This window comes from Streptomyces sp. NPDC102514 (assembly GCF_055584525.1).
This window is the reverse complement of record NZ_JBVJLW010000015.1, coordinates 126,320-144,592: the sequence shown is the minus strand read 5'-3', so window position 1 is coordinate 144,592 and position 18,273 is coordinate 126,320. Positions and strand designations below refer to the sequence as shown.

The following is an 18,273-nucleotide window of genomic DNA, read 5'->3' as shown; positions in this document are numbered from 1 at the left end:
ACGCCCGCGGCGCCCTCGACCGCTTCGACCATCTGTACGAGACCACCCGTACGAGCTGAGAGCATAGGTGGCGGATCACACGGAGAGGGAGGGGCGCATGCCCGAGCGCGGCCGTACGACGAGGGACCCGGACGGCCCGGAGGCCCGCATACCCGGCACGGCGGTGACAGAGGAGAGCGTGGTCGCCGCCTCGGCGCCGCCGGTACCGCCACCGGCCGCCCGCCGTTCCGTGGGACTCCTGGTCACGCTCATCCTCGGCGGGCTCACGGCCGTACCGCCGCTGTCCATGGACATGTACCTCCCGGCGCTCCCGGACGTCACCGACGCGCTGCACGCCTCGGCGGCCACCGTCCAGCTGACGCTCACCGCGTGCCTCGCGGGGATGGCGCTCGGGCAGCTGGTCGTCGGGCCGATGAGCGACAAGTGGGGCCGCAGACGGCCGCTGATCGCCGGGCTCGTCGTCTACATCCTCGCCACCGCCGTCTGCGCGATCGCCCCCACCATCGAACTCCTCATCGCCTTCCGGCTGCTCCAGGGCCTCGCGGGCGCCGCCGGGATCGTGATCGCCCGGGCCGTCGTCCGCGACCTGTACGACGGCGTGGACATGGCGCGGTTCTTCTCCACGCTCATGCTGATCTCCGGGGTCGCGCCGATCATCGCGCCGCTCATCGGCGGCCAGGTGCTGCGGATCACCGACTGGCGGGGCGTCTTCTACATCCTGACCGTCATCGGGATCGCGCTCACCGCCGTCGTCTGGCGGCTGCTGCCCGAGACGCTCCCGCCCGCCGAACGTCATGACGGCGGTACCGTCGAAGCGCTGCGTACCATGCGCGGACTGCTCGCCGACCGGGTCTTCACCGGCTACATGCTCACCGGCGGCTTCGCGTTCGCGGCGCTCTTCGCGTACATCTCCGCCTCGCCGTTCGTGGTCCAGGAGATCTACGGCGCCTCCCCGCAGACGTACAGCATCCTCTTCGGCGTCAACTCCGTCGGACTGGTGATCGTCGGCCAGATCAACGGCAAGATCCTCGTCGGCCGGGTCAGCCTCGACAAGGTGCTCGCGGTCGGCCTCGCGATCATCACCGTCGCGTCGGCCGCGCTGCTCCTGATGTCGGCCGGGGTGTTCGGCGAGGTGGGCCTCGTCCCGATCGCCGTCGGCCTCTTCGTGCTCATGTCGGCGATGAGCCTGTGCATGCCCAACACCAACGCGCTCGCCCTCATGCGCACCCGGCACTCCGCGGGCTCCGCGTCCGCACTGCTCGGCACGTCCTCGTTCCTCGTCGGCGCGATCGCCACCCCCCTGGTGGGCGTCGCCGGTGAGCACACGGCCGTCCCGATGGCCGTCGTCCAGCTCGCGTGTTCACTGGTCGCCGTCGCCTGCTTCATGGCACTGTGCCGTCCCTGGCGGAAACAGCCGAACGCCATGGCGGGCAAGCGGGCGGGATCGAAGGGAGCGGGGAACTGAGCGCACCGAGACTGCGCCCCGGCACGGCGGAACGTGCCGGGCTCGACCCCGGGGAACTCGACGTTCTGGTACGGGAGTTCCGCGCGATCACCGCCGGGGACCGGCCCTGGGCCGCGGGCGCCGTACTGGTCGCCGGACGCGGGCCCGTGATCGCCGTCGAGGAGGCGGCGGGCTGGGCGGTGCGCTACCGCGCGTACGACGCGGACACGGACGCGGGCGTGGAACTGCCGCGCGGCGAACGCGTGCCGATGACTGTCCGCACCCCCTTCGACCTGGCCTCCCTCACGAAGCTCTTCACGAGCGTCGCGGCCGTGCAGCAGCTGGAGCGCGGCACCCTGGGCATCGACGCGCGCGTGGGGGCGTACCTGCCGGGCTTCGCCGCCGCCACCGAGTACGGCATCACCGTGCGGCACCTCCTCACCCACACCTCCGGGCTGCGGCCCGAACTCCCGCTGTACGACTGCCGGGACGACAGGGCACGGTTCGCCCTGCTGCGGGCGGAGAAGCCGGTGACGGCGCCGGGCACCGCGTACGGCTACTCGGACCTCAACATGCTGCTGCTCCAGCAGGTCCTCGAACGCATCACCCGGCGCCCGCTGGACGCCCTCGTCCGGGACGGGATCACCCGGCCGCTCGGCATGACCGACACCGCCTACGGCCCCTGCCCGCGCGCGGCCGCCACCGAGGACCAGCGGCGGCCCTGGGCCAAGGCCGACCGGGGCATGCTGCGGGGCACGGTCCACGACGAGAACGCGTGGGCGCTCGGCGGGGTCGCGGGCCACGCCGGCCTCTTCTCCACAGCCGCCGACCTCGCCGTCTTCTGCCGCACCCTCCTCGCGGGCGGCTCCTACGGCACCGCCCGCATCCTCGGCCCCGACTACGTCGAACTGCTCCTCTCCCCGCCGGGCCTCGGCTTCGCCCTCGACCAGCCGTCGTTCATGGGCGCCCTCGCCGGCCACGGAGCCGCGGGCCACACGGGCTTCACGGGTACGTCGCTGGTGATGGACCCCTCGACGGACACGTTCCTGGTGCTCCTGGCGAACACGGTCCACCCACGCCGCCGGCCCGCGGACCACGGACCCCGCGCGACGGCGGCCACACGGCTGGCCCGGGCGGTCAGGGGGGCCTGAGCGGTGCTCGTAGACTTCCCTCGTGACCGCCCCCGTTTCCCCAGCTGAGACCCTGCGCACGGCCCTCGCGGGCCTGCTCGACGGACTGCCGCCCAAGGTGGCCGCGCAGGCCGTCGACCGGCTGATCGCGAACTACCGGGGCACCACCCCGACCGACGCCCCCATCCTGCGCGACCGCGCGGACGTCGCCGCGTACGCCGCCTACCGGATGCCCGCGACCTTCGAGGCCGTACGGGCCGCGCTCGCCGCCTTCGCGGACGCGGCACCCGAGTGGACGCCGGGCAGCCACGTCGACGTCGGCGGCGGCACGGGCGCGGCGACCTGGGCCGTGAACGCCACCTGGCCCGGGGAGCGGCCGGTCACCGTGCTCGACTGGGCGGAGCCCGCGCTCGTCCTCGGCCGTGAACTCGCCTCGGCCAGTACGGAGTTGAGGTCCGCCGAGTGGCGCCGCTCCCGGATCGGCGCGGAGCTGGCCCTGCCGGACGCCGACCTCGTCACCGTGTCGTACGTCCTCGGCGAGCTGACCGAGGCGGGCCGCGGCGCCGTCGTGGACGCCGCGGTGGCCGCCGCGCGGGCCGTCGTGATCATCGAGCCGGGGACGCCGGACGGGTACGCCCGGGTCATCGCCGCGCGTGACCGGTTGACCGGCGCCGGGTTCTCCGTCGCGGCGCCCTGCCCGCACAGCGGTGCCTGCCCGATCGTGCCGGGGGAGGACTGGTGCCACTTCTCCGCCCGGGTGAGCCGGTCCTCGTTGCACCGGCAGGTCAAGGGCGGTTCCCTGCCCTACGAGGACGAGAAGTTCAGCTATGTCGCCGCGACGCGGTTCGCCGTGGAGCCGGTTGCCGCGCGGGTGGTGCGGCGGCCCCAGATCCGTAAGGGGCAGGTGCTGCTGGATCTGTGCGAGGTGGGGGGTGGGCTGGGGCGCTCCACGGTGACGAAGCGGCACGGGTCCCTCTACAAGGAGGCACGGGACGCGGCATGGGGCGACGGGTGGCCCCCGGCCGAGCCCGAGTAGGGGCGTTTTCTCGCCCCCGCCGCCCCTACCCGTTCCCGTCCACGCATGGGGCTGCGCCCCTCGCCCCCTTTGTCCTCAAACGCCGGACGGGCTGATTTTCAGCCCGTCCGGCGTTTGAGGACACAGTGACGGGAAGGGTAGGGGCGGCGGGGGCGAAGGAAAGTCTTTGGCGAGACGGCCCGTCTTGTCGTGCTGGTAGGTTCGGGCGCATGCCTCCCGACTCCAACCGCCGCAGCGAAAAGTCCCGCCGCGCGATCTACGCCGCCGCCCTCACCCTCGTAGCAGAGGTCGGCTACCCCAAAACCACCATCGAGGCCATCGCGGCCCGCGCGGGCGTGGGCAAACAGACCATCTACCGGTGGTGGTCGTCGAAGGCCGAGGTCCTCATGGAGGCCTTCGTCGACCTGGGCGCCCAGGCGGCGGAGGCGGCCGGGGGCGGGGACTGGGCGGAAACGGACGGCATCCCCGACACCGGGGACCTGGAGGCCGACCTCAAGACCGTCCTGCGTGCCACCGTCGACGAGCTGAACGACCCGCGCTACGAGGCCCCGGCCCGCGCGCTCGCAGCGGAGGGCGTGGGCAACCCCGCCTTCGCGAAGGAGTTCGTCGCCACCCTGCTCCTGCCCTCGCTGGAACTGTACGTACGACGCCTGCGGGCAGCCCAGGACGCGGGCCAGGTGCGCGCGGACGTGGACCCGTACATCGCGCGCGACCTGTTCGTCTCGCCCCTCGCCCAGCGCTGGCTCCAGGGCACAGGACCGCTCGACCACGCCTTCGCGGACAAGCTCGTCGGGTACGCCCTCTACGGCATCGCCCCTCGCTGACCCTGGCCCCGCCCCTGCCCCTGACGCCGGCCCCAGGCCCGGACCCGTACCCGGGCCAGCCGTCCCGGGGCGTCCGTGATGATCCCGTCGCAGCCGAGCGCGAGGGCGCGGTCGCGCTGCGCCGGGGTCACCACCGTGTGCGCCCACACCCGGGGGATGCCGGACCGCACGGCCCGTACGAGATCGCGGTCCCGGGCCTTGTGGTCCACGTCCAGGACGTCCACGAACGGCCGCCATTGTGCGGGCCGGTCCGTACGCATCTGGTGCGCCGAACGCCACAGCTGCGAGAGCAGGCCCAGGCGGTGGGTGCGCAGGGCCACGGCGGGATGATTGGAGTTGACCAGCACCGAACGCGTCAGACCGCGTTCCCTGAGCATGGCGGCGATGGCCCGCAGACTCCGCGGGTCCTTGGCCTCCAGCATCAGCACCACCCGCCCGCCGAACCGGTCCAGCACCTCGGCGAGCGTCGGCGGCCGTTCCGAGCGCCAGCTCCCGGGGAGCGTGTCCTTGGGGCGCAGCCGTACCCCCTGCCAGTCCCGCCGGTCGAGCGCGTGCACGGGCCCGCCCATGTAGGTCGTGCGGTTCAGGGTGGCGTCGTGCATGACCACCATCGTCCCGTCCCGCAGTATCCGGGTGTCCAGGTCGAGCACCTGGGCCGTCCCGCGCTCGTACGCCGTCATGAGGCCCGTCATGCTGTTCTCCGGCACCTCGCGGGCGCCGCCGCGGTGGGCCGTGTAGACGACGCGGGGCAGCGCCGACACCGTCAGGGGGCCGGGGCCCCATTCCAGAGGGGTGATCGCCCCGCTCTGTCCCACGAGAGCCAGTGACGTGAGACCGGCGATGCCCGTCAGCGCAGTCCGTGTGACCATGCCGACACCGTAGGCGGGCATATCGTGTCAAAGTACGCAATGACACTCGATCACTGCCCCGGGCGGGCATCACCCCACCTACCCCGGATGTGGGCTCCGGCCCCCCGGAGCGCAGGATGGTGGGAGCATGAGGCATGCTGTCCGCACAACAGCCAGGCGAGGGCAATATATGAGCGCAGAGATGGGCCGCCGCTCCGGCGGGCAGGGCAGGATCTCCCAGTGGTTGCGCGGTCGGCGCCCACGGACGGACGCCGCGGACGACTCCGCGAGCCGTGAGGAACTGCTGCTGGCCGCCGCCGGAGCCGGGCTGCCGCTCGCGCCCGCCGCCCATCCCTCCGCCTACCGGTGTTCGTGTGACCGCGTCGGGTGTCCGACCCCCGCGCGCCACCCCGTTTCCTTCGCCTGGCAGACGCAGTCCACGACCGACCGGGCGCAGATCGAGCGCTGGGCACGGCATCAGCCGCTCGCCAACTTCATCACCGCGACCGGCATGGTGCACGACGTGCTGGACGTGCCGCTGGAGGCCGGGCAGGAGGCGCTGGAGCGGCTGCTCGGCTCCGGGATCGAGGTGGGGCCGGTCGCGTTGTCCGGGGACGACCGGATGCTCTTCTTCACGGCCACGCGCGGTACGCCCGAGGACGAGGACGAGTGGTGGCCGTGCGAGCTGGACTGCCATCCCGAGACGATGGATGAGCATCCGGGGCTTCGGTGGCACTGTCGGGGGTCGTACGTGCTGGTGCCTCCGGCCCGGTTGCCGGGGGAGCTTTCCGTGGTGTGGGTGCGGGGGCCCGAGCATCCGTTGCCGGATCCGTTGTCCTTGCTGGAAGTTCTGACGGATGAATGTGCGCGGTATGCGGGGGTTGAGCGGGAGCAGATTGCTGCGTGGCCCCTTCGGGGATGACGCCGGGTTTTGTCTGCGGGTGAGTGGGGGCTGGTCGCGCCGTTCCCCGCGCCCCTAAAAGCCAAAGACTGCGCCGTTCCCCGCGCCCCTAGAAGCGCGCTCCCGAAGGCGGTCGGCTATTCGCCCTTTGCCGCCGTCAGGCCCTGGATTCGGCTCAGGAATTTTATTCTTTGGTCCGAGGCCGACTTCGGGGGGTCCAGGACCGCCTGGTTGGAGATGGATTCCAGGGTCAGGGACTGTTTGGGGTCGCCGGTCATCAGGGCCTTCACGTCGACGTTGGTGACGTTGATCGGGACACCCGGGGCCGCCGTCTGCTTCTGGTAGTGGCGGGTCGTGAAGAAGACGAGGGCGCCGCCGTCCGCCGTGCGCAGGCCGACCGGGGCGTAGTCGCCGGACGTCAGCGGCTCGTCGATGTACTGCTGGGCGAGCCCCGGACGCGCGGCGCTCTTCGCCCGGTCGGAGCGCCACTTCGTGGTGTGGGCGCCGTCCGCGAAGGTGCTGCCGCCGTCCTTGAGGTACGTCGCGTACTGCTGGGGGAGCTTCCCGGGGGCGACCGCCAGATCCGCCGCGTTCGCCGTGACCGGCTCGGCCCAGCCGTCCTTGTTCTTCTTGAACGTCGGTATCGCCTCGGCGGAGGAGATCGTCAGATACGCGACCTGCCACACCTCGTTCGCGTCGCCGCGGGTGAACACCATCAGCCAACGGTCCTCGGCGCGGCCCTTGTTGGCCTTCGAGTCGGTGACGAACCAGCGCGGCCAGCCGGCCTTCTCCGGGATCGTGAACTCGGTGTCGGTCAGCTTCAGCGGCACGTAGTTGGCGTTGCCGCCCGGCTGGTTCTTGCCGCCGGCCTTCAGCTTCGCCCCGTCGATGTCCCCGAGAGCGCCGGTGACCCGGTCCGCGTCCAGGGACGGGTCGTTGGCGCCGTTCGCCTTGTTGTAGGCGGTGGTGAAGTCCCGCAGGGCACGTGCGGCCTCGCTCTTCGTGGCCCCGGGAAGAATCTCCCGCTCCCCGTGCACCACCACGCACCCGCTCGCCGTCACCGTCAGCACGGTCACGGAGGCCGCCGTCAGCGCGCCGCGGCCAAGTCCGCGAGGCTTGCGAGGCCCAGGAGACCTACGAGGGCTGCGATCCCTGCTCATCGAGTCCCTTCACCTTCCCCGTCCCGAATCCCGGTTCGCGATCCCGATTCCCGATCCCGGTTTCCCGGAGGCGAACCCTACCGGGGCCGGGAACCGCCCGGGCGGCGGGATGACGTACCGCGCCCTCCGCGCGCCGGTCTCACGCCTCTTCGCGCACCGGGGCGGGCGACTTGGTCCCGCTTCTGCCGGACCGCGAGGGCGCCAGGAAGAACGCCAGCGTCGGCACCAGGTAGAGGACCCACACGACGACTTGGAGGACGGTGGGGTCGGGTTGGAAGTTGAGGATGCCTTTGAGGAGGGTGCCGTACCAGCTGTCCGGGGGGATGGTTTCGCTGATGTCGAAGGCTTTGTTGGTGAGGCCGGGGAGGAAGTCGGCTTCCTGCAGGTCGTGGACGCCGTAGGCGAGGACGCCGGCGGCGACGATGACGAGCATGGCGCCGGTCCAGGTGAAGAACTTGGCGAGGTTGATGCGGACGGTGCCGCGGTAGAAGAGGTAGCCGAGGACGATCGCGGTGAGGATGCCCAGCATTACGCCGATGAGGGGGCCTTGGGTGCCGTCGTTGGAGGCGCGCACGGACGCCCACACGAAGAGGGCGGTCTCCAGGCCTTCGCGTCCGACGGCGAGGAAGGCGGTGGCGACGAGTGCGGCGGTGCCCATCTGCAGGGCCGCGTCGAGCCGCCCGTGCAGTTCGCTTTTGAGGTGGCGGGCGGTGCGGCGCATCCAGAAGACCATCCACGTCACGAGGCCGACGGCGATGATCGACAGGGAGCCGCCGAGGGCTTCCTGCGCTTCGAAGGTGAGTTCCTGGGAGCCGAATTCGAGGGCGAACCCGAAGCCGAGGGCCAGGACGATGGCGACCGCGATGCCGGTCCAGATGGGCTTGAGGGCGTCCCGGCGGCCGGTTTTGACCAGGTAGGCGATGAGGATGCAGACGACGAGGCTGGCTTCCAGTCCTTCGCGCAGGCCGATCAGATAGTTGCCGAACACGGCCTACGCCTCCTTGGGGTTCTTGGAGAACAGCGTGCGGCCCCACCAGTCGTCGTTGTCGCGGACGCCGGGTGGGATCGCGAACACGGCTGAGCCCACGTGCTGGATGTATTCGTTGAGTGCGTCGGTGGCCAGGCTGCGCTGGACGGGGATGAAGCCGGTGCGTACGTCGCGCTGGTAGGCGAGGAAGAACAGGCCCGCGTCGAGGCGGCCGAGTCCGTCGGTGCCGTCGGTGAAGGAGTAGCCGCGGCGCAGGAGGGTGGCGCCGGCGTTGGTGTCGGGGTGCGCGAGGCGCACGTGCGCGTCGGGCAGCATCGCTTTGAGGAAGGGTGTGTCGCGTTCTTTGGCTTTGCCGACGGGGGCGCCTTCGCCCTTGTCGCGGCCGAAGATGTCCTCCTGCTCCTGCAGCGAGGTGCGGTCCCAGGTCTCGATGTTCATCCGGATGCGCCGGGCGACGAGGTAGGAACCCCCGGCCATCCACGCCGAGTCCGCCGCGCCGTCCTTCCCCTTCTCGTTGGCGTCTTCGACCCATACGAATTTCTTGAGGCGGTCGGTTTCGGTGCCGGCGATGTTGCGGGTGCCGTCCTTGAAGCCCATGAGGTTGCGGGGGGTCTGGGCGTCGGGGGTGGTGGAGGAGGTTTTGCCGAAGCCGAGCTGGGACCAGCGGATGACGACCTTGCCGAAGCCGATGCGGGCCAGGTTGCGGATGGCGTGCACGGCGATCTGGGGGTCGTCGGCGCAGGCCTGGATGCACAGGTCGCCGCCGCTGCGGGTGGTGTCGAGGTTGTCGCCGGCGAACTTCGGCAGGTTGACGAGGGCCTCGGGCCGCCGGCCGGCAAGGTCGAACTTGTCGAAGAGGGAGGGGCCGAAGCCGAGGGTGAGGGTCAGCCGGGAGGGGGTGAGGCCGAGTGCTTCGCCGGTGTCGTCCGGTGGTGCCTCGGCGAGTCCGCCGTAGGCGCCCTCGCCGACGGCCTGTCCGGCGGTCATCCGCCGGGCCGCGTTCGTCCAGTCCTTCAGCAGCTGGACGAACGCGGCCCGGTCGGTCGTCTTCACGTCGAACGCGGCGAAGTGCAGCCGGTCCTGCACCGGGGTGGCGATACCCGCCTGATGAACACCGTGGAAGGCGACCTCACCCCCCGCCCCGGCAGCCCCGGCCCCGGCCGGTTCGGCGTCGTCGACCGAGCGGGCCACCGCCACCGCGCCACCGGCCGCGGCGGCACCCAGCGCGAGCCCGGCACCACCCCAGCCGATCAGCGAACGCCGCGACGGAGCCGCCGCGGCAGTGGGCGCGGAGGATGTGACCTGCCCGGGGGGCGTGGGTTTCCCGGTGTTCCCGGCGGGGGTGTCGGTCATGGCCGGCCCCCTACTTCTTCGCGACGACGGCGGCGGCGAGCTTGGACAGCGGCTCCGCGAGCGCGTTCACCGCGTCCGAGAGCTCCTTCTGGTCCGCCTTGGAGACCTTGTCGTAGGAGGTGAAGTCGTAGGAGGTCTTGTCCTTGCGGTAGGTGTCCAGCAGGGTGTCGAGCGCCGCGAACTGCCGGTCCAGCTCGGTGACCAGCGCCGCGTCGTTCTCCTTCGCCACCGGCTTCAGCAGCTCGTAGGACTTCTCCGCGCCCTCGACGTTCGCCTTGAAGTCGACCAGGTCGGTGTGCGAGTACCGCTCCTCCTCACCGGTGACCTTGCCGGTGGCGACCTCGTCGAGGAGTTCCTTGGCACCGTTGGCCATCGACGTCGGAGTGATCTCCGCCTTGCCGACCCGCTTCTGCCAGTCGGTGAGGTCCACGATCAGCTGGCCGGCCAGCTCGGTGTCCCGGTCGGTGAGCTTCTTGTCCTTCCACAGCGAGCGCTCCAGGCGGTGCCAGCCCGTCCAGTCCTTCTCCGGGTCCTGGCCCTCCTCCAGACCGTCCTCACGCACATCGACCTTCGGGTCGATGTCCCCGAACGACTCCGCGACCGGCTCGGTGCGCTCCCAGCCGATCCGGGAGGTGGCGTACGCCTTCTTCGCACCCTCGATGTCCCCGGCCTTCACCGCGTCCGCGAACACCTTCGCCTTCGGCAGGGTCGCGTCGGCCTGCTCCTGCGCGTACTGCCGGTAGGCGGCCACCGCCGCATCCAGCCGCGGATCACGCTTGGCGGTCTTGCCGCCGCCGGTGACCGTGACGTCCTGCCGGATGCCCTTGCCCTTCATACCGGGCTTGCAGGCGATCCGGTAGTCGCCTGCCTTCACCTCGGCGGTGACCTTCTGCCGGGTGCCGGGGCCGATGTTCTCCCGCTCGGTGACGATCCGGTCATCAGGGAACAGCAGGTACACCTCGGTGACCTTGGAGCCCTTGTTCGTCACGTCGAGCTGGACGTGACCGGCAGGAAACTCCTTCTTCGACACCTCGCACTTGCTGTCCGTCGCCGTCACCTCCACGACGTGATCGTCGCTCGACGCATCGCTCTTCTCGGTGCAACCCGTGACAGCGGCCAGCGCCGCCGCGGTCGCGGCAGCGGTGACGACGGAGAGTCGGACGGCTCGCATACAGGCTCCAAGAGGGTCACAGGGGAAACACGGTTGCTTCACAGCGGCTCAGTGAGGCTGCCCTAACTTATCTGAGGCTTACCTGACTGAAAGCCGCCCGTCCAGTGATTCAGCTCTCATGGACGGCGTACGAGCACGGCACGGTCACGGAGGCGCTATCCACCCCCCACGAAACGGTCAAAGACGGGTCAAGAACCCCTGACAGGGGCCACCATGACCCCGCCCGTGCGCGGGTGGGGAAACACCTCCACCGGCTGTTTGTAGACGTCCGAAAGCAGTCGGTCGGTGAAGACCTCCGAGGGCGCCCCGTCGGCCACCGCGCGCCCGGCGCACAGGATCACCACCCGGTGCGCGTACGCGGCGGCGAGACCCAGATCGTGCAACACCACGACCACCGCGTCCCCTGCGTGCGCCCTTTCGCGGCAGACCCGCAGCACCAACTCCTGGTGTCTGAGGTCCAGTGCGGCCGTCGGCTCGTCGAGCAGCAGCAGCCGCGCCCGCTGGGCGAGCACCCGGGCGAGTGCGACCCTGGCCCGCTCGCCGCCGCTGAGTGCCGAGAAGGTCCGGCCCGCGAATTCGGTGACCTCGGTCGCCTTCATGGCCGACGCCACCGCCGTGTCGTCCTCGGCCTCCTCGGGCCGGCCGGCCCAGGGCGCCCGCCCCATCCGTACGACCTCCTCGACCGGGAAGGGGAAGGAGAGCGAGGCGGACTGGGGGAGCACCGCCCGGCGCAGGGCCAGTTCACGCGCCGACCAGTCGGACACCGGGCGACCGTGGACGCGTACGACACCCTCGGCCGCCGGGAGGTCGGCGGCGAGCGCGCCCAACAGGGTTGATTTGCCCGCCCCGTTGGGGCCGACGAGTGCCAGCACCTCGCCCGCGCGGGCCTCGACGTCCACGCCGGACAGCACCTCGCGGGCGCCGAGCCGGACGTGCAGGGCCTCGGCCCCGGCGAGCACGTCACCGGCGGCCACGGGACCGGGCGGCACGCTCCCCGTACGGAGCCATCCCCTGCGCCTCCTCATGCCCAGCCTCCCTGCCTGCGACGGGTCCTGCGCAGCAGCCAGAAGAAGAACGGGCTGCCGAAGAGAGCGGTCAGCACCCCGAGCGGCAGCTCGGCGGGCTCGGCGACGGTACGCGCCGCGAGGTCGCCCGCGAGCAGCACGACCGCACCGCCCAGGGCGCTGCCGGGAACGAGGAAGCGGTGGCCCGGCCCCGCGGCCATCCGCAGCAGATGCGGGACGACGAGCCCCACGAAACCGATGACCCCGGAGACGCTGACGGCCGCGGCCGTCAGCAGCGCGACGACCAGGACCAGCACGACACGCAGCCGTTCGACGTCCACACCCAGATGCCGGGCCGGGCGCTCGCCGAGCGCCAGCAGGTCCAACTTGCGTGCGTACAAGGGGGCGACGGCGAGACCGGCCACCGCGCACGGCAGTACCGCCAGCACCTTCGGCCAGGTCGCCTGGGAGAGCGAACCGAGCTGCCAGAAGGTGATCTGGTTCACCGCGGCGGTGTCCGCCAGGAAGATGAACAGGCCGATCAGCGCGCCCGCGAAGGCGTTCACCGCGATACCGGTGAGGATCAGCGTCACGACCTCGGTCCGGCCGCCCGAGCGGGACGTCGAGTACACGAGCAGGGCGGTGCCGAGACCCGCGACGAAGGCGAAGACCGGGATCGTCCAGGTGCCCAGGAAGCTCAGGCCCAGCGAGATCGCGGCGACCGCGCCGACCGCCGCGCCCGCCGAGACGCCGATGACGCTCGGTTCGGCGAGCGGATTGCCGAACACGCCCTGCATCAGCGCGCCCGCGCAGCCCAGCGAGGCACCGACGAGCAGCGCGAGCACGATCCGCGGGAAGCGCACGTTCCACAGCACGGACTCGGGGACCCGCTCCAGTCCGCCACCGCCGAGACCGGCGCGGTGCGCGACGGAGGACAGGACGTCCCCGGGCGGGATCTCGTACGCGCCGAGTCCGGCGGAGGCGAGGGTGAGGAGAAGGAGGAGGGCGGCCAGGCCGACCGTGAGCAGCCAGGGCACGCTGCGGCGAGGGCGCGTGACACCGCCGCGGGCGAAGGCGGCGGGGGTGTCGGGAGCCGGGGCTTCGGGAGCCGGACCTTCGGGGGCCGGAGCTTCGGAAGAGGGCGTCCCGGAAGAGGGATTCTCGGCAGGGGAAGTCCCGGCAGGAGAAGTTTCGGCGGGGTTCTCGGGAGTCCGGGGTGCGGTCTTGTCGGTCACGCTCACTTCTCGTCCCCGTACAACTGGCCGACGATGGACTTCAGTACGGCGTCCGTGCGGGGCCCGTAGTTGAGGAGTACGCCGTCCTCGACGGAGACGACCCGGCGGTCCATCCCGGCGGGGGTCTGCGCGACGCCGGGAATCTTGACCAGGCCGTCGATGCCGCCGACGGACTCAAGTCCCTTCGACATGACGAGGATCGCGTCGGGGGCCGCCTGGGCGAGGGCCTCCGTGGTGATCGCGGTGAAGTCCTTCTTCAGGCCCGACTCCGCGCCCGCGTCCACCGCGCCCGCCGCTTCGAGCAGCGAGGTGGCTCCCGAGCCCTTGCCCCCGATCAGATAGACGGACGCGGAGCCGCGGAGGTAGAGGAAGGCGACACGCGGTGCGTCGGTCTTCTTCGGAACGTCCTGGCTCACGGCGGCGATCCGGTCCTCGGAGCGCTTGGTGAGCTCCTTGCCCGCGGCCGGTACGCCGAGGGCGCGGGCCACCGCCTCGATACGCGGGCCCACGTCGTCGAGGCCCTGCGCCGGGTCGACGACGAGGACGGGTATGCCCGCGTCGCGGATCTGGCCCATCGCCTCCGCGGGCCCGGTGGTGGCCTCGGCGAGCACCAGATCGGGCTTGAGGGACAGCACGCTCTCGGCGGAGACGTCGTGGTTGCGGGTGACCACCGGCAGTTTCTCCGCCTGCGCGAAGGTGGCGGTGATGTCACGGGCGACGACCCGGTCGCCGAGACCGAGGGTGAAGACGATCTCGCTGAGGCTGCCGGAGAGCGGAACGATGCGTTCGGCGTCCTCGACCGTGACGTCATGGCCGTCGGCCGACCGTACGGTGACCGGGAGTCGGGGCTCCGGCGTGCCGGCGAGCGGCTCGACGCGATCGGCGACGGCGCGGGCCTTCGTGTCCGTCCCGGGTGCCTCCTCACCGGAGGCGCACCCCGCCACCACAAGCACCGCAAGCAGCGCACCCGCCACTCGTCCACGCATGCGTCCCACGGTCGTGTGGTTCCTTTCGATCGGCCAAATCGGCAACTGGGCCCCACGCGGGCGGGGCTGCGCCCCGTCAGGAGTGCGGGGAACTGCGCGACAAGCCACGACGAACCGTCAGTGAACCGTCCGTCGAAAAACAACCCGCGGTCCCCGTATGTCTCATCCCATGCTTCCCGTCCCGGCAGGACATAGCTTAGGTTAGCCTTACCTTTCCCGCCAGGACGCAGCCGTATCCGGCCAGATCCCCCGCCCCGGAGGACGCATGCCAGCCCGCCCGCACCTACGAACCCACGTGACCCTGCTCTGCGCAGCAGTACTCGCGGCGCTGCTCCCGGCCGGCCAGGCCCACGCGGCGAGCCGGACCGTGCAGGGCGGACGCCTTGACTGGGGCATCAAATCCTCCTTCCAGAGCTACGTCACCGGCCCGATAGCGCACGGCAGTTTCTCCCTCACCGGGGGCGCGGCCACGGTCGGCGGCAGCCAGTTCCGCTTCCACTCGGCGACCGGCACGTACGACGGTTCCTCGGGTGCCTTCAACGCCGGCTTCTCCGGCGGTGTCCACTTCCTCGGACACAAGGAGGACAACGGCACCTACCAGCTCGACCTGACGATCAGCCGCCCCACCGTCCGCCTCGCGGGCAACGGCGGCACGCTCTACGTCGACATCATCAGCAAGGCGAAGGGCACCGGGGCGGTCACGACGTCCTCGCAGGTGCCCTTCGCCTCCCTCTCCCTGGGCGGCATCGACATGAAGGGCGGCGGCAACGCCGTCCAGCTGAACAACCTGCCCGCCACGCTGACCGCGCAGGGCGCCAAGTCCTTCGCCGGCTACTACACGGCGGGCACCGCCCTCGACCCGGTCAGCCTCTCCACGGACGTGAAGGCGGCTGCCGCCGAACCGGCCCGCACACCGTCGCCCTCGCCGACCGGGTCCACGTCCAAGCCGAAGGCCAAGAAGGAGACTTCGGGCCGGATCGAGAACGGCGCCGTGGACTGGGGGGTGCGCAGGACCTTCCGCGAGTACGTCACCGGCGCCATCGCGCAGGGCGAGTGGAAGCTCAGCGACGGCGCCCAGGACGGCGGCGCGCTCTTCCGCTTCCCCGAGGGCTCGGGCACGTACGACGAGAAGAAGCGGACCCTCGACGCGGCCTTCACCGGAGCCGTCCGCTTCACCGGTGAGCAGGGCCTCGACCTGAAGCTCGGCGGAATCCGGGCCGAGGTCACGGACGGCGGCAAGGGCACGCTGTACGCCGATGTCACGAGCGGCGGCGGCACGGGCAAGGCGAGCGGGACGGACAAGAAGGTGCCGCTGGTCACCTTCACCGCCAAGGATCTCAAGCCGAAGGACGGCCTCGCCCAGGTCACCGAGGCCCCCGCGAAGCTCACCGCCAAGGGCGCCGAGGCCTTCGGCGGGATGTACAGGGCGGGCACGGAGATGGACCCGGTGTCCCTCGCCGTCGCCCTGACCGACAAGGCCGAACTGCCCGCCCTGCCCGACCTGGGCAGCGCACGGTCGGCCACGCCCGAGGCGGCGGCGGCCGAACCGAAGAAGGCCGAGCCGAAGACCGAGGCCACCGCGAGCGAATCGGACGTTCCCGTCCTGCCCATCGGCCTCGCGGCCGCTTCCCTGGCCGCGGTCGCCGCGGCCTTCCTGATCATCCGCAGGCGCCGTACGCCGCAGACCGCCACCGCCGCGGCCCCCGACGCCCCCGACGCCCCCGACGAGAACTGAACTCTTCTCCGCTGTCCGCGAGTTGCGCGGACCCCCACACACTGAACGCACCCCGAACCGAGGAGATCCACGACCATGGCCGCCAACCGCCGCCGCCCGATAGCCCTTGCCGCAGCCTGCGCGACCGCCGTCACGCTCGGCGCCACCGCGCTCGCCGTCACGTCCGCCTCCGCCGCCGAAGTACCGCTCAAGGGCTACGAGTTGACCTGGGGCATCAAAGAGTCGTACCGCAACTACGTGACCGGCATGGCGGCCGGTACCTTCACGCCCGAGGCCGGCGCCACGCAGGCCAAGGACAACGGCGTGTTCACCTTCGTCAACGGCACCGGCAGCTACGACTCCGAGGCCCACACCGTCGCGCTCGGCTTCGAGGGCACCCTGAACATCGTCTCCAAGGCGCACGGCTTCGAACTGAAGCTGTCCGACGTGAAGTTCGACAGCAAGGACGCGAGAGTCACCGCCGATGTGACGAAGGCCGGTACGACCCAGCAGGACGTACCGCTCGCCGAGGTCACCGTCAACCGCACCATGACGGACATGACGACCAAGCTGACCAAGGAGGCGGGGGACGTCTTCGGCAGCTCCTCCTACTCGGGCGCGGCCGGCGACCCCCTGACAGTGGTCGAGAAGAAGGTCGAGTCGCCGTCCCCGACGCCCACGGACACCACCACCCCGCCGGCCACGCCGACCGGCACCCCCACGAGCACCCCGACCACCACCGCCACCCCGAAGCCGACGGGATCGACGACCCCGAAGCCCTCGCCCACCGAGGCCGCCACCAAGGGGGACATCAGCTACGGCACACTCGGCTGGGGCGTGAAGCAGTCCTTCCGTACGTACGTCGTCGACGGGGTCGCCAAGGGCAAAATCACCGTGTCGGGCGGAGCGGAGCAGGCGTCCGGCAACGGCGTCTTCACCTTCCCCGACGCCACCGGCACCTACGACACGGACGCCGACACCCTCAAGGCCTCCTTCAAGGGCTCGGTCAACTTCAAGGGCCACGAGGACAACGGCACGTACGGTCTCGACCTCACCCTCAGCGACCTCAAGGCGGAGATCGACGGCGGCTCCGGCAAACTGACCGCCGACGTCGACAGCCTCGGTGAGAAGTCCGAGGACGTGACCCTCGCCGAACTCAAGCCCAAGTCGGCCGACCTGACCGCGGAGAAGGACGTCATCACCCTCGACGGCGTCACCACCACCCTCACCAAGGCGGGCGCGGAGGCCTTCGGCGGCTTCTACCAGACCGGCGCCGAACTCGACCCGGTCGACATCGCGGTGGCCCTGACCGCGGACGCCGAACTCCCGGACCCCGACCCGACGTCGACGTCCGGGACGGGTGGCACGACAGGCGGGACCACGGGCGGCACGACCGGCGGCACCACCGGTGGCGCGGGTACGACCGGGTCCACCACGGGCGGTGTGACCGGCAACCTCGCCTCCACCGGCTCCGACGTCCCCGTCGGCGCGCTCGGAGCGGCTGCCGCGGCCACCGTCGCGGCGGGCGCGGGCGTGGTGTTCGCCGTACGCCGCCGCCGTCTGACGGACTCCACCCAGGCCTGACCTGCCCGACCGGCCTGACCGGCCCGACCTGGAAGTGCCCGCACACGCGTCGCCGTCATGATGTTTGAATGCCGGAGTGACTGATTACGACGTGGTGCGGGTCTTCTGCGGGCCCCGCGGCGAGTACGGCAATGAACTCGGGGTGGTACGGGAGGGTTCCGTACTCCCCGAGCAGGACGAACGGCAGACGTTCGCGGCGAAACTCGGCTTCAGCGAGACGGTGTTCGTCGATGACCCCGAGCGCGGGGTCATCGACATCTACACGCCCAGTGCGCGGCTGCCGTTCGCCGGATACCCCTGCGTGGGCGTGGCCTGGCTGCTGGACGTACCCGAACTCGTCACGCCCGCGGGCGTGGTGGGCACGCGGCTGGACGGCGAGTTCACCTGGATCGAGGCCCGCCCCGAGTGGCCGCGGCCCCGCACGCTGCGGCAGTACGCCACCGCCGCCGAGGTCGAGGCGCTGGCCGTGCCGGCGGCGGGGGAGCGAAGCGAGTTGGGGGTCCCCCCGGACGAAGTCCGGGGGAGGGTGTACGCCTGGGCGTGGGAGGACGAGGCGGCCGGCCGGGTCCGCGCCCGCGGGTTCCCCGGCCGGGGTGACGGCATCGACGAGGACGAGGCGACCGGGGCGGCGGCGCTCCAGCTGACGGCCCGGCTGGGCCGTGCCCTGAACATCGTCCAGGGCACGGGCTCCCAACTCCTCACCGCCCCGCAGCCGGAAGGCTGGATAGAACTGGGCGGCAGGGTCTTCCTGGAACGCTGACACGTCTTGGGCGGGGCGGGTGGGGGTCGCGTTGTTGGGTGCGGGCCCGGTGGGGGCTGGTCGCGCAGTTCCCCGCGCCCCTCAAAGGCGGGGCTGCGCCCCGGCCTTTGCCACCTCACGGGCGGGCTTGCGCTC

At 71.3% G+C, this 18,273-nt stretch carries 16 protein-coding genes; 8 read left to right on the top strand and 8 right to left on the bottom strand.

Annotated features, from left to right (window positions below; genetic code table 11):
- Positions 1-97 precede the first annotated feature (97 nt).
- The 4 genes from ACZ60E_RS32785 (at position 98) to ACZ60E_RS32770 (ending at position 4,434) form a co-directional block, all read left to right on the top strand.
- Positions 98-1,465: a Bcr/CflA family multidrug efflux MFS transporter gene (locus ACZ60E_RS32785; RefSeq protein WP_384812616.1), complete on the top strand. Its 1,368-nt coding sequence runs from the start codon at positions 98-100 to the stop codon at positions 1,463-1,465.
- Positions 1,393-2,595, top strand: coding sequence for a serine hydrolase domain-containing protein (locus ACZ60E_RS32780; RefSeq protein WP_469445112.1), 1,203 nt, complete (start codon positions 1,393-1,395; stop codon positions 2,593-2,595). The genes ACZ60E_RS32785 and ACZ60E_RS32780 overlap by 73 nt, the downstream gene beginning before the upstream one ends.
- Positions 2,596-2,617: 22 nt before the next feature.
- Complete coding sequence (locus ACZ60E_RS32775; protein WP_384812621.1) at positions 2,618-3,610, top strand: small ribosomal subunit Rsm22 family protein; 993 nt, start codon at positions 2,618-2,620, stop codon at positions 3,608-3,610.
- Between the two features lie 209 nt (positions 3,611-3,819).
- The gene (locus ACZ60E_RS32770) at positions 3,820-4,434 is read left to right on the top strand and encodes a TetR/AcrR family transcriptional regulator (protein WP_453796125.1); all 615 of its coding nucleotides are present in this window, start codon (positions 3,820-3,822) and stop codon (positions 4,432-4,434) included.
- Here the strand turns inward: ACZ60E_RS32770 and ACZ60E_RS32765 are convergent.
- The gene (locus ACZ60E_RS32765) at positions 4,413-5,303 is read right to left on the bottom strand and encodes a glycerophosphodiester phosphodiesterase (RefSeq protein ID WP_453796124.1); all 891 of its coding nucleotides are present in this window, start codon (positions 5,301-5,303) and stop codon (positions 4,413-4,415) included. The two genes, ACZ60E_RS32770 and ACZ60E_RS32765, sit on opposite strands and share 22 nt — an antisense overlap.
- 169 nt (positions 5,304-5,472) lie before the next feature.
- Between ACZ60E_RS32765 and ACZ60E_RS32760 the strand changes: the two genes are divergently transcribed.
- Positions 5,473-6,204 carry a bifunctional DNA primase/polymerase gene (locus ACZ60E_RS32760; protein WP_384814091.1) on the top strand — a complete coding sequence of 244 codons (732 nt, stop codon included), beginning with the start codon at positions 5,473-5,475 and terminating at the stop codon, positions 6,202-6,204.
- A 116-nt stretch (positions 6,205-6,320) separates the two neighbouring features.
- On the opposite strand, the gene ACZ60E_RS32755 is transcribed toward ACZ60E_RS32760, so the two are convergent.
- The 7 genes from ACZ60E_RS32755 to ACZ60E_RS32725 all read right to left on the bottom strand — a co-directional run bounded on the left by ACZ60E_RS32755 (position 6,321) and on the right by ACZ60E_RS32725 (position 14,080).
- The gene (locus ACZ60E_RS32755) at positions 6,321-7,343 is read right to left on the bottom strand and encodes an SCO2278 family lipoprotein (protein ID WP_469445109.1); all 1,023 of its coding nucleotides are present in this window, start codon (positions 7,341-7,343) and stop codon (positions 6,321-6,323) included.
- 139 nt (positions 7,344-7,482) lie between these two features.
- Entirely contained in the window at positions 7,483-8,331 is an 849-nt protein-coding gene (gene efeU / locus ACZ60E_RS32750) for an iron uptake transporter permease EfeU (protein WP_469445107.1), read from the bottom strand.
- 3 nt (positions 8,332-8,334) lie between these two features.
- Complete coding sequence (gene efeB / locus ACZ60E_RS32745) at positions 8,335-9,684, bottom strand: iron uptake transporter deferrochelatase/peroxidase subunit (protein ID WP_469445104.1); 1,350 nt, start codon at positions 9,682-9,684, stop codon at positions 8,335-8,337.
- 10 nt (positions 9,685-9,694) lie between these two features.
- On the bottom strand, positions 9,695-10,855 hold the full coding sequence (efeO, locus tag ACZ60E_RS32740) for an iron uptake system protein EfeO (RefSeq protein WP_469445102.1): 1,161 nt from the start codon (positions 10,853-10,855) through the stop codon (positions 9,695-9,697).
- A 188-nt stretch (positions 10,856-11,043) separates the two neighbouring features.
- Positions 11,044-11,880, bottom strand: coding sequence for a heme ABC transporter ATP-binding protein (locus ACZ60E_RS32735; RefSeq protein WP_469445100.1), 837 nt, complete (start codon positions 11,878-11,880; stop codon positions 11,044-11,046).
- Positions 11,877-13,094, bottom strand: coding sequence for a FecCD family ABC transporter permease (locus ACZ60E_RS32730; RefSeq protein ID WP_469445099.1), 1,218 nt, complete (start codon positions 13,092-13,094; stop codon positions 11,877-11,879). The genes ACZ60E_RS32735 and ACZ60E_RS32730 overlap by 4 nt, the downstream gene beginning before the upstream one ends.
- A 2-nt stretch (positions 13,095-13,096) precedes the next feature.
- Positions 13,097-14,080, bottom strand: a complete 984-nt coding sequence (locus ACZ60E_RS32725; protein WP_469445098.1) for a heme/hemin ABC transporter substrate-binding protein — start codon at positions 14,078-14,080, stop codon at positions 13,097-13,099.
- A gap of 265 nt (positions 14,081-14,345) precedes the next feature.
- Here ACZ60E_RS32725 and ACZ60E_RS32720 point away from each other — a divergent pair, with 265 nt between their 5' ends.
- From ACZ60E_RS32720 to ACZ60E_RS32710, 3 genes are all read left to right on the top strand, one after another.
- A complete protein-coding gene (locus ACZ60E_RS32720) occupies positions 14,346-15,815 on the top strand; it encodes an HtaA domain-containing protein (protein ID WP_469445097.1) in 1,470 nt (489 codons plus the stop codon).
- Positions 15,816-15,890: 75 nt separating this feature from the next.
- The gene (locus tag ACZ60E_RS32715; protein ID WP_469445096.1) at positions 15,891-17,378 is read left to right on the top strand and encodes an HtaA domain-containing protein; all 1,488 of its coding nucleotides are present in this window, start codon (positions 15,891-15,893) and stop codon (positions 17,376-17,378) included.
- A 76-nt stretch (positions 17,379-17,454) separates the two neighbouring features.
- Positions 17,455-18,138, top strand: coding sequence for a PhzF family phenazine biosynthesis protein (locus ACZ60E_RS32710; protein ID WP_469445094.1), 684 nt, complete (start codon positions 17,455-17,457; stop codon positions 18,136-18,138).
- The last annotated feature ends 135 nt before the right edge of the window (positions 18,139-18,273 follow it).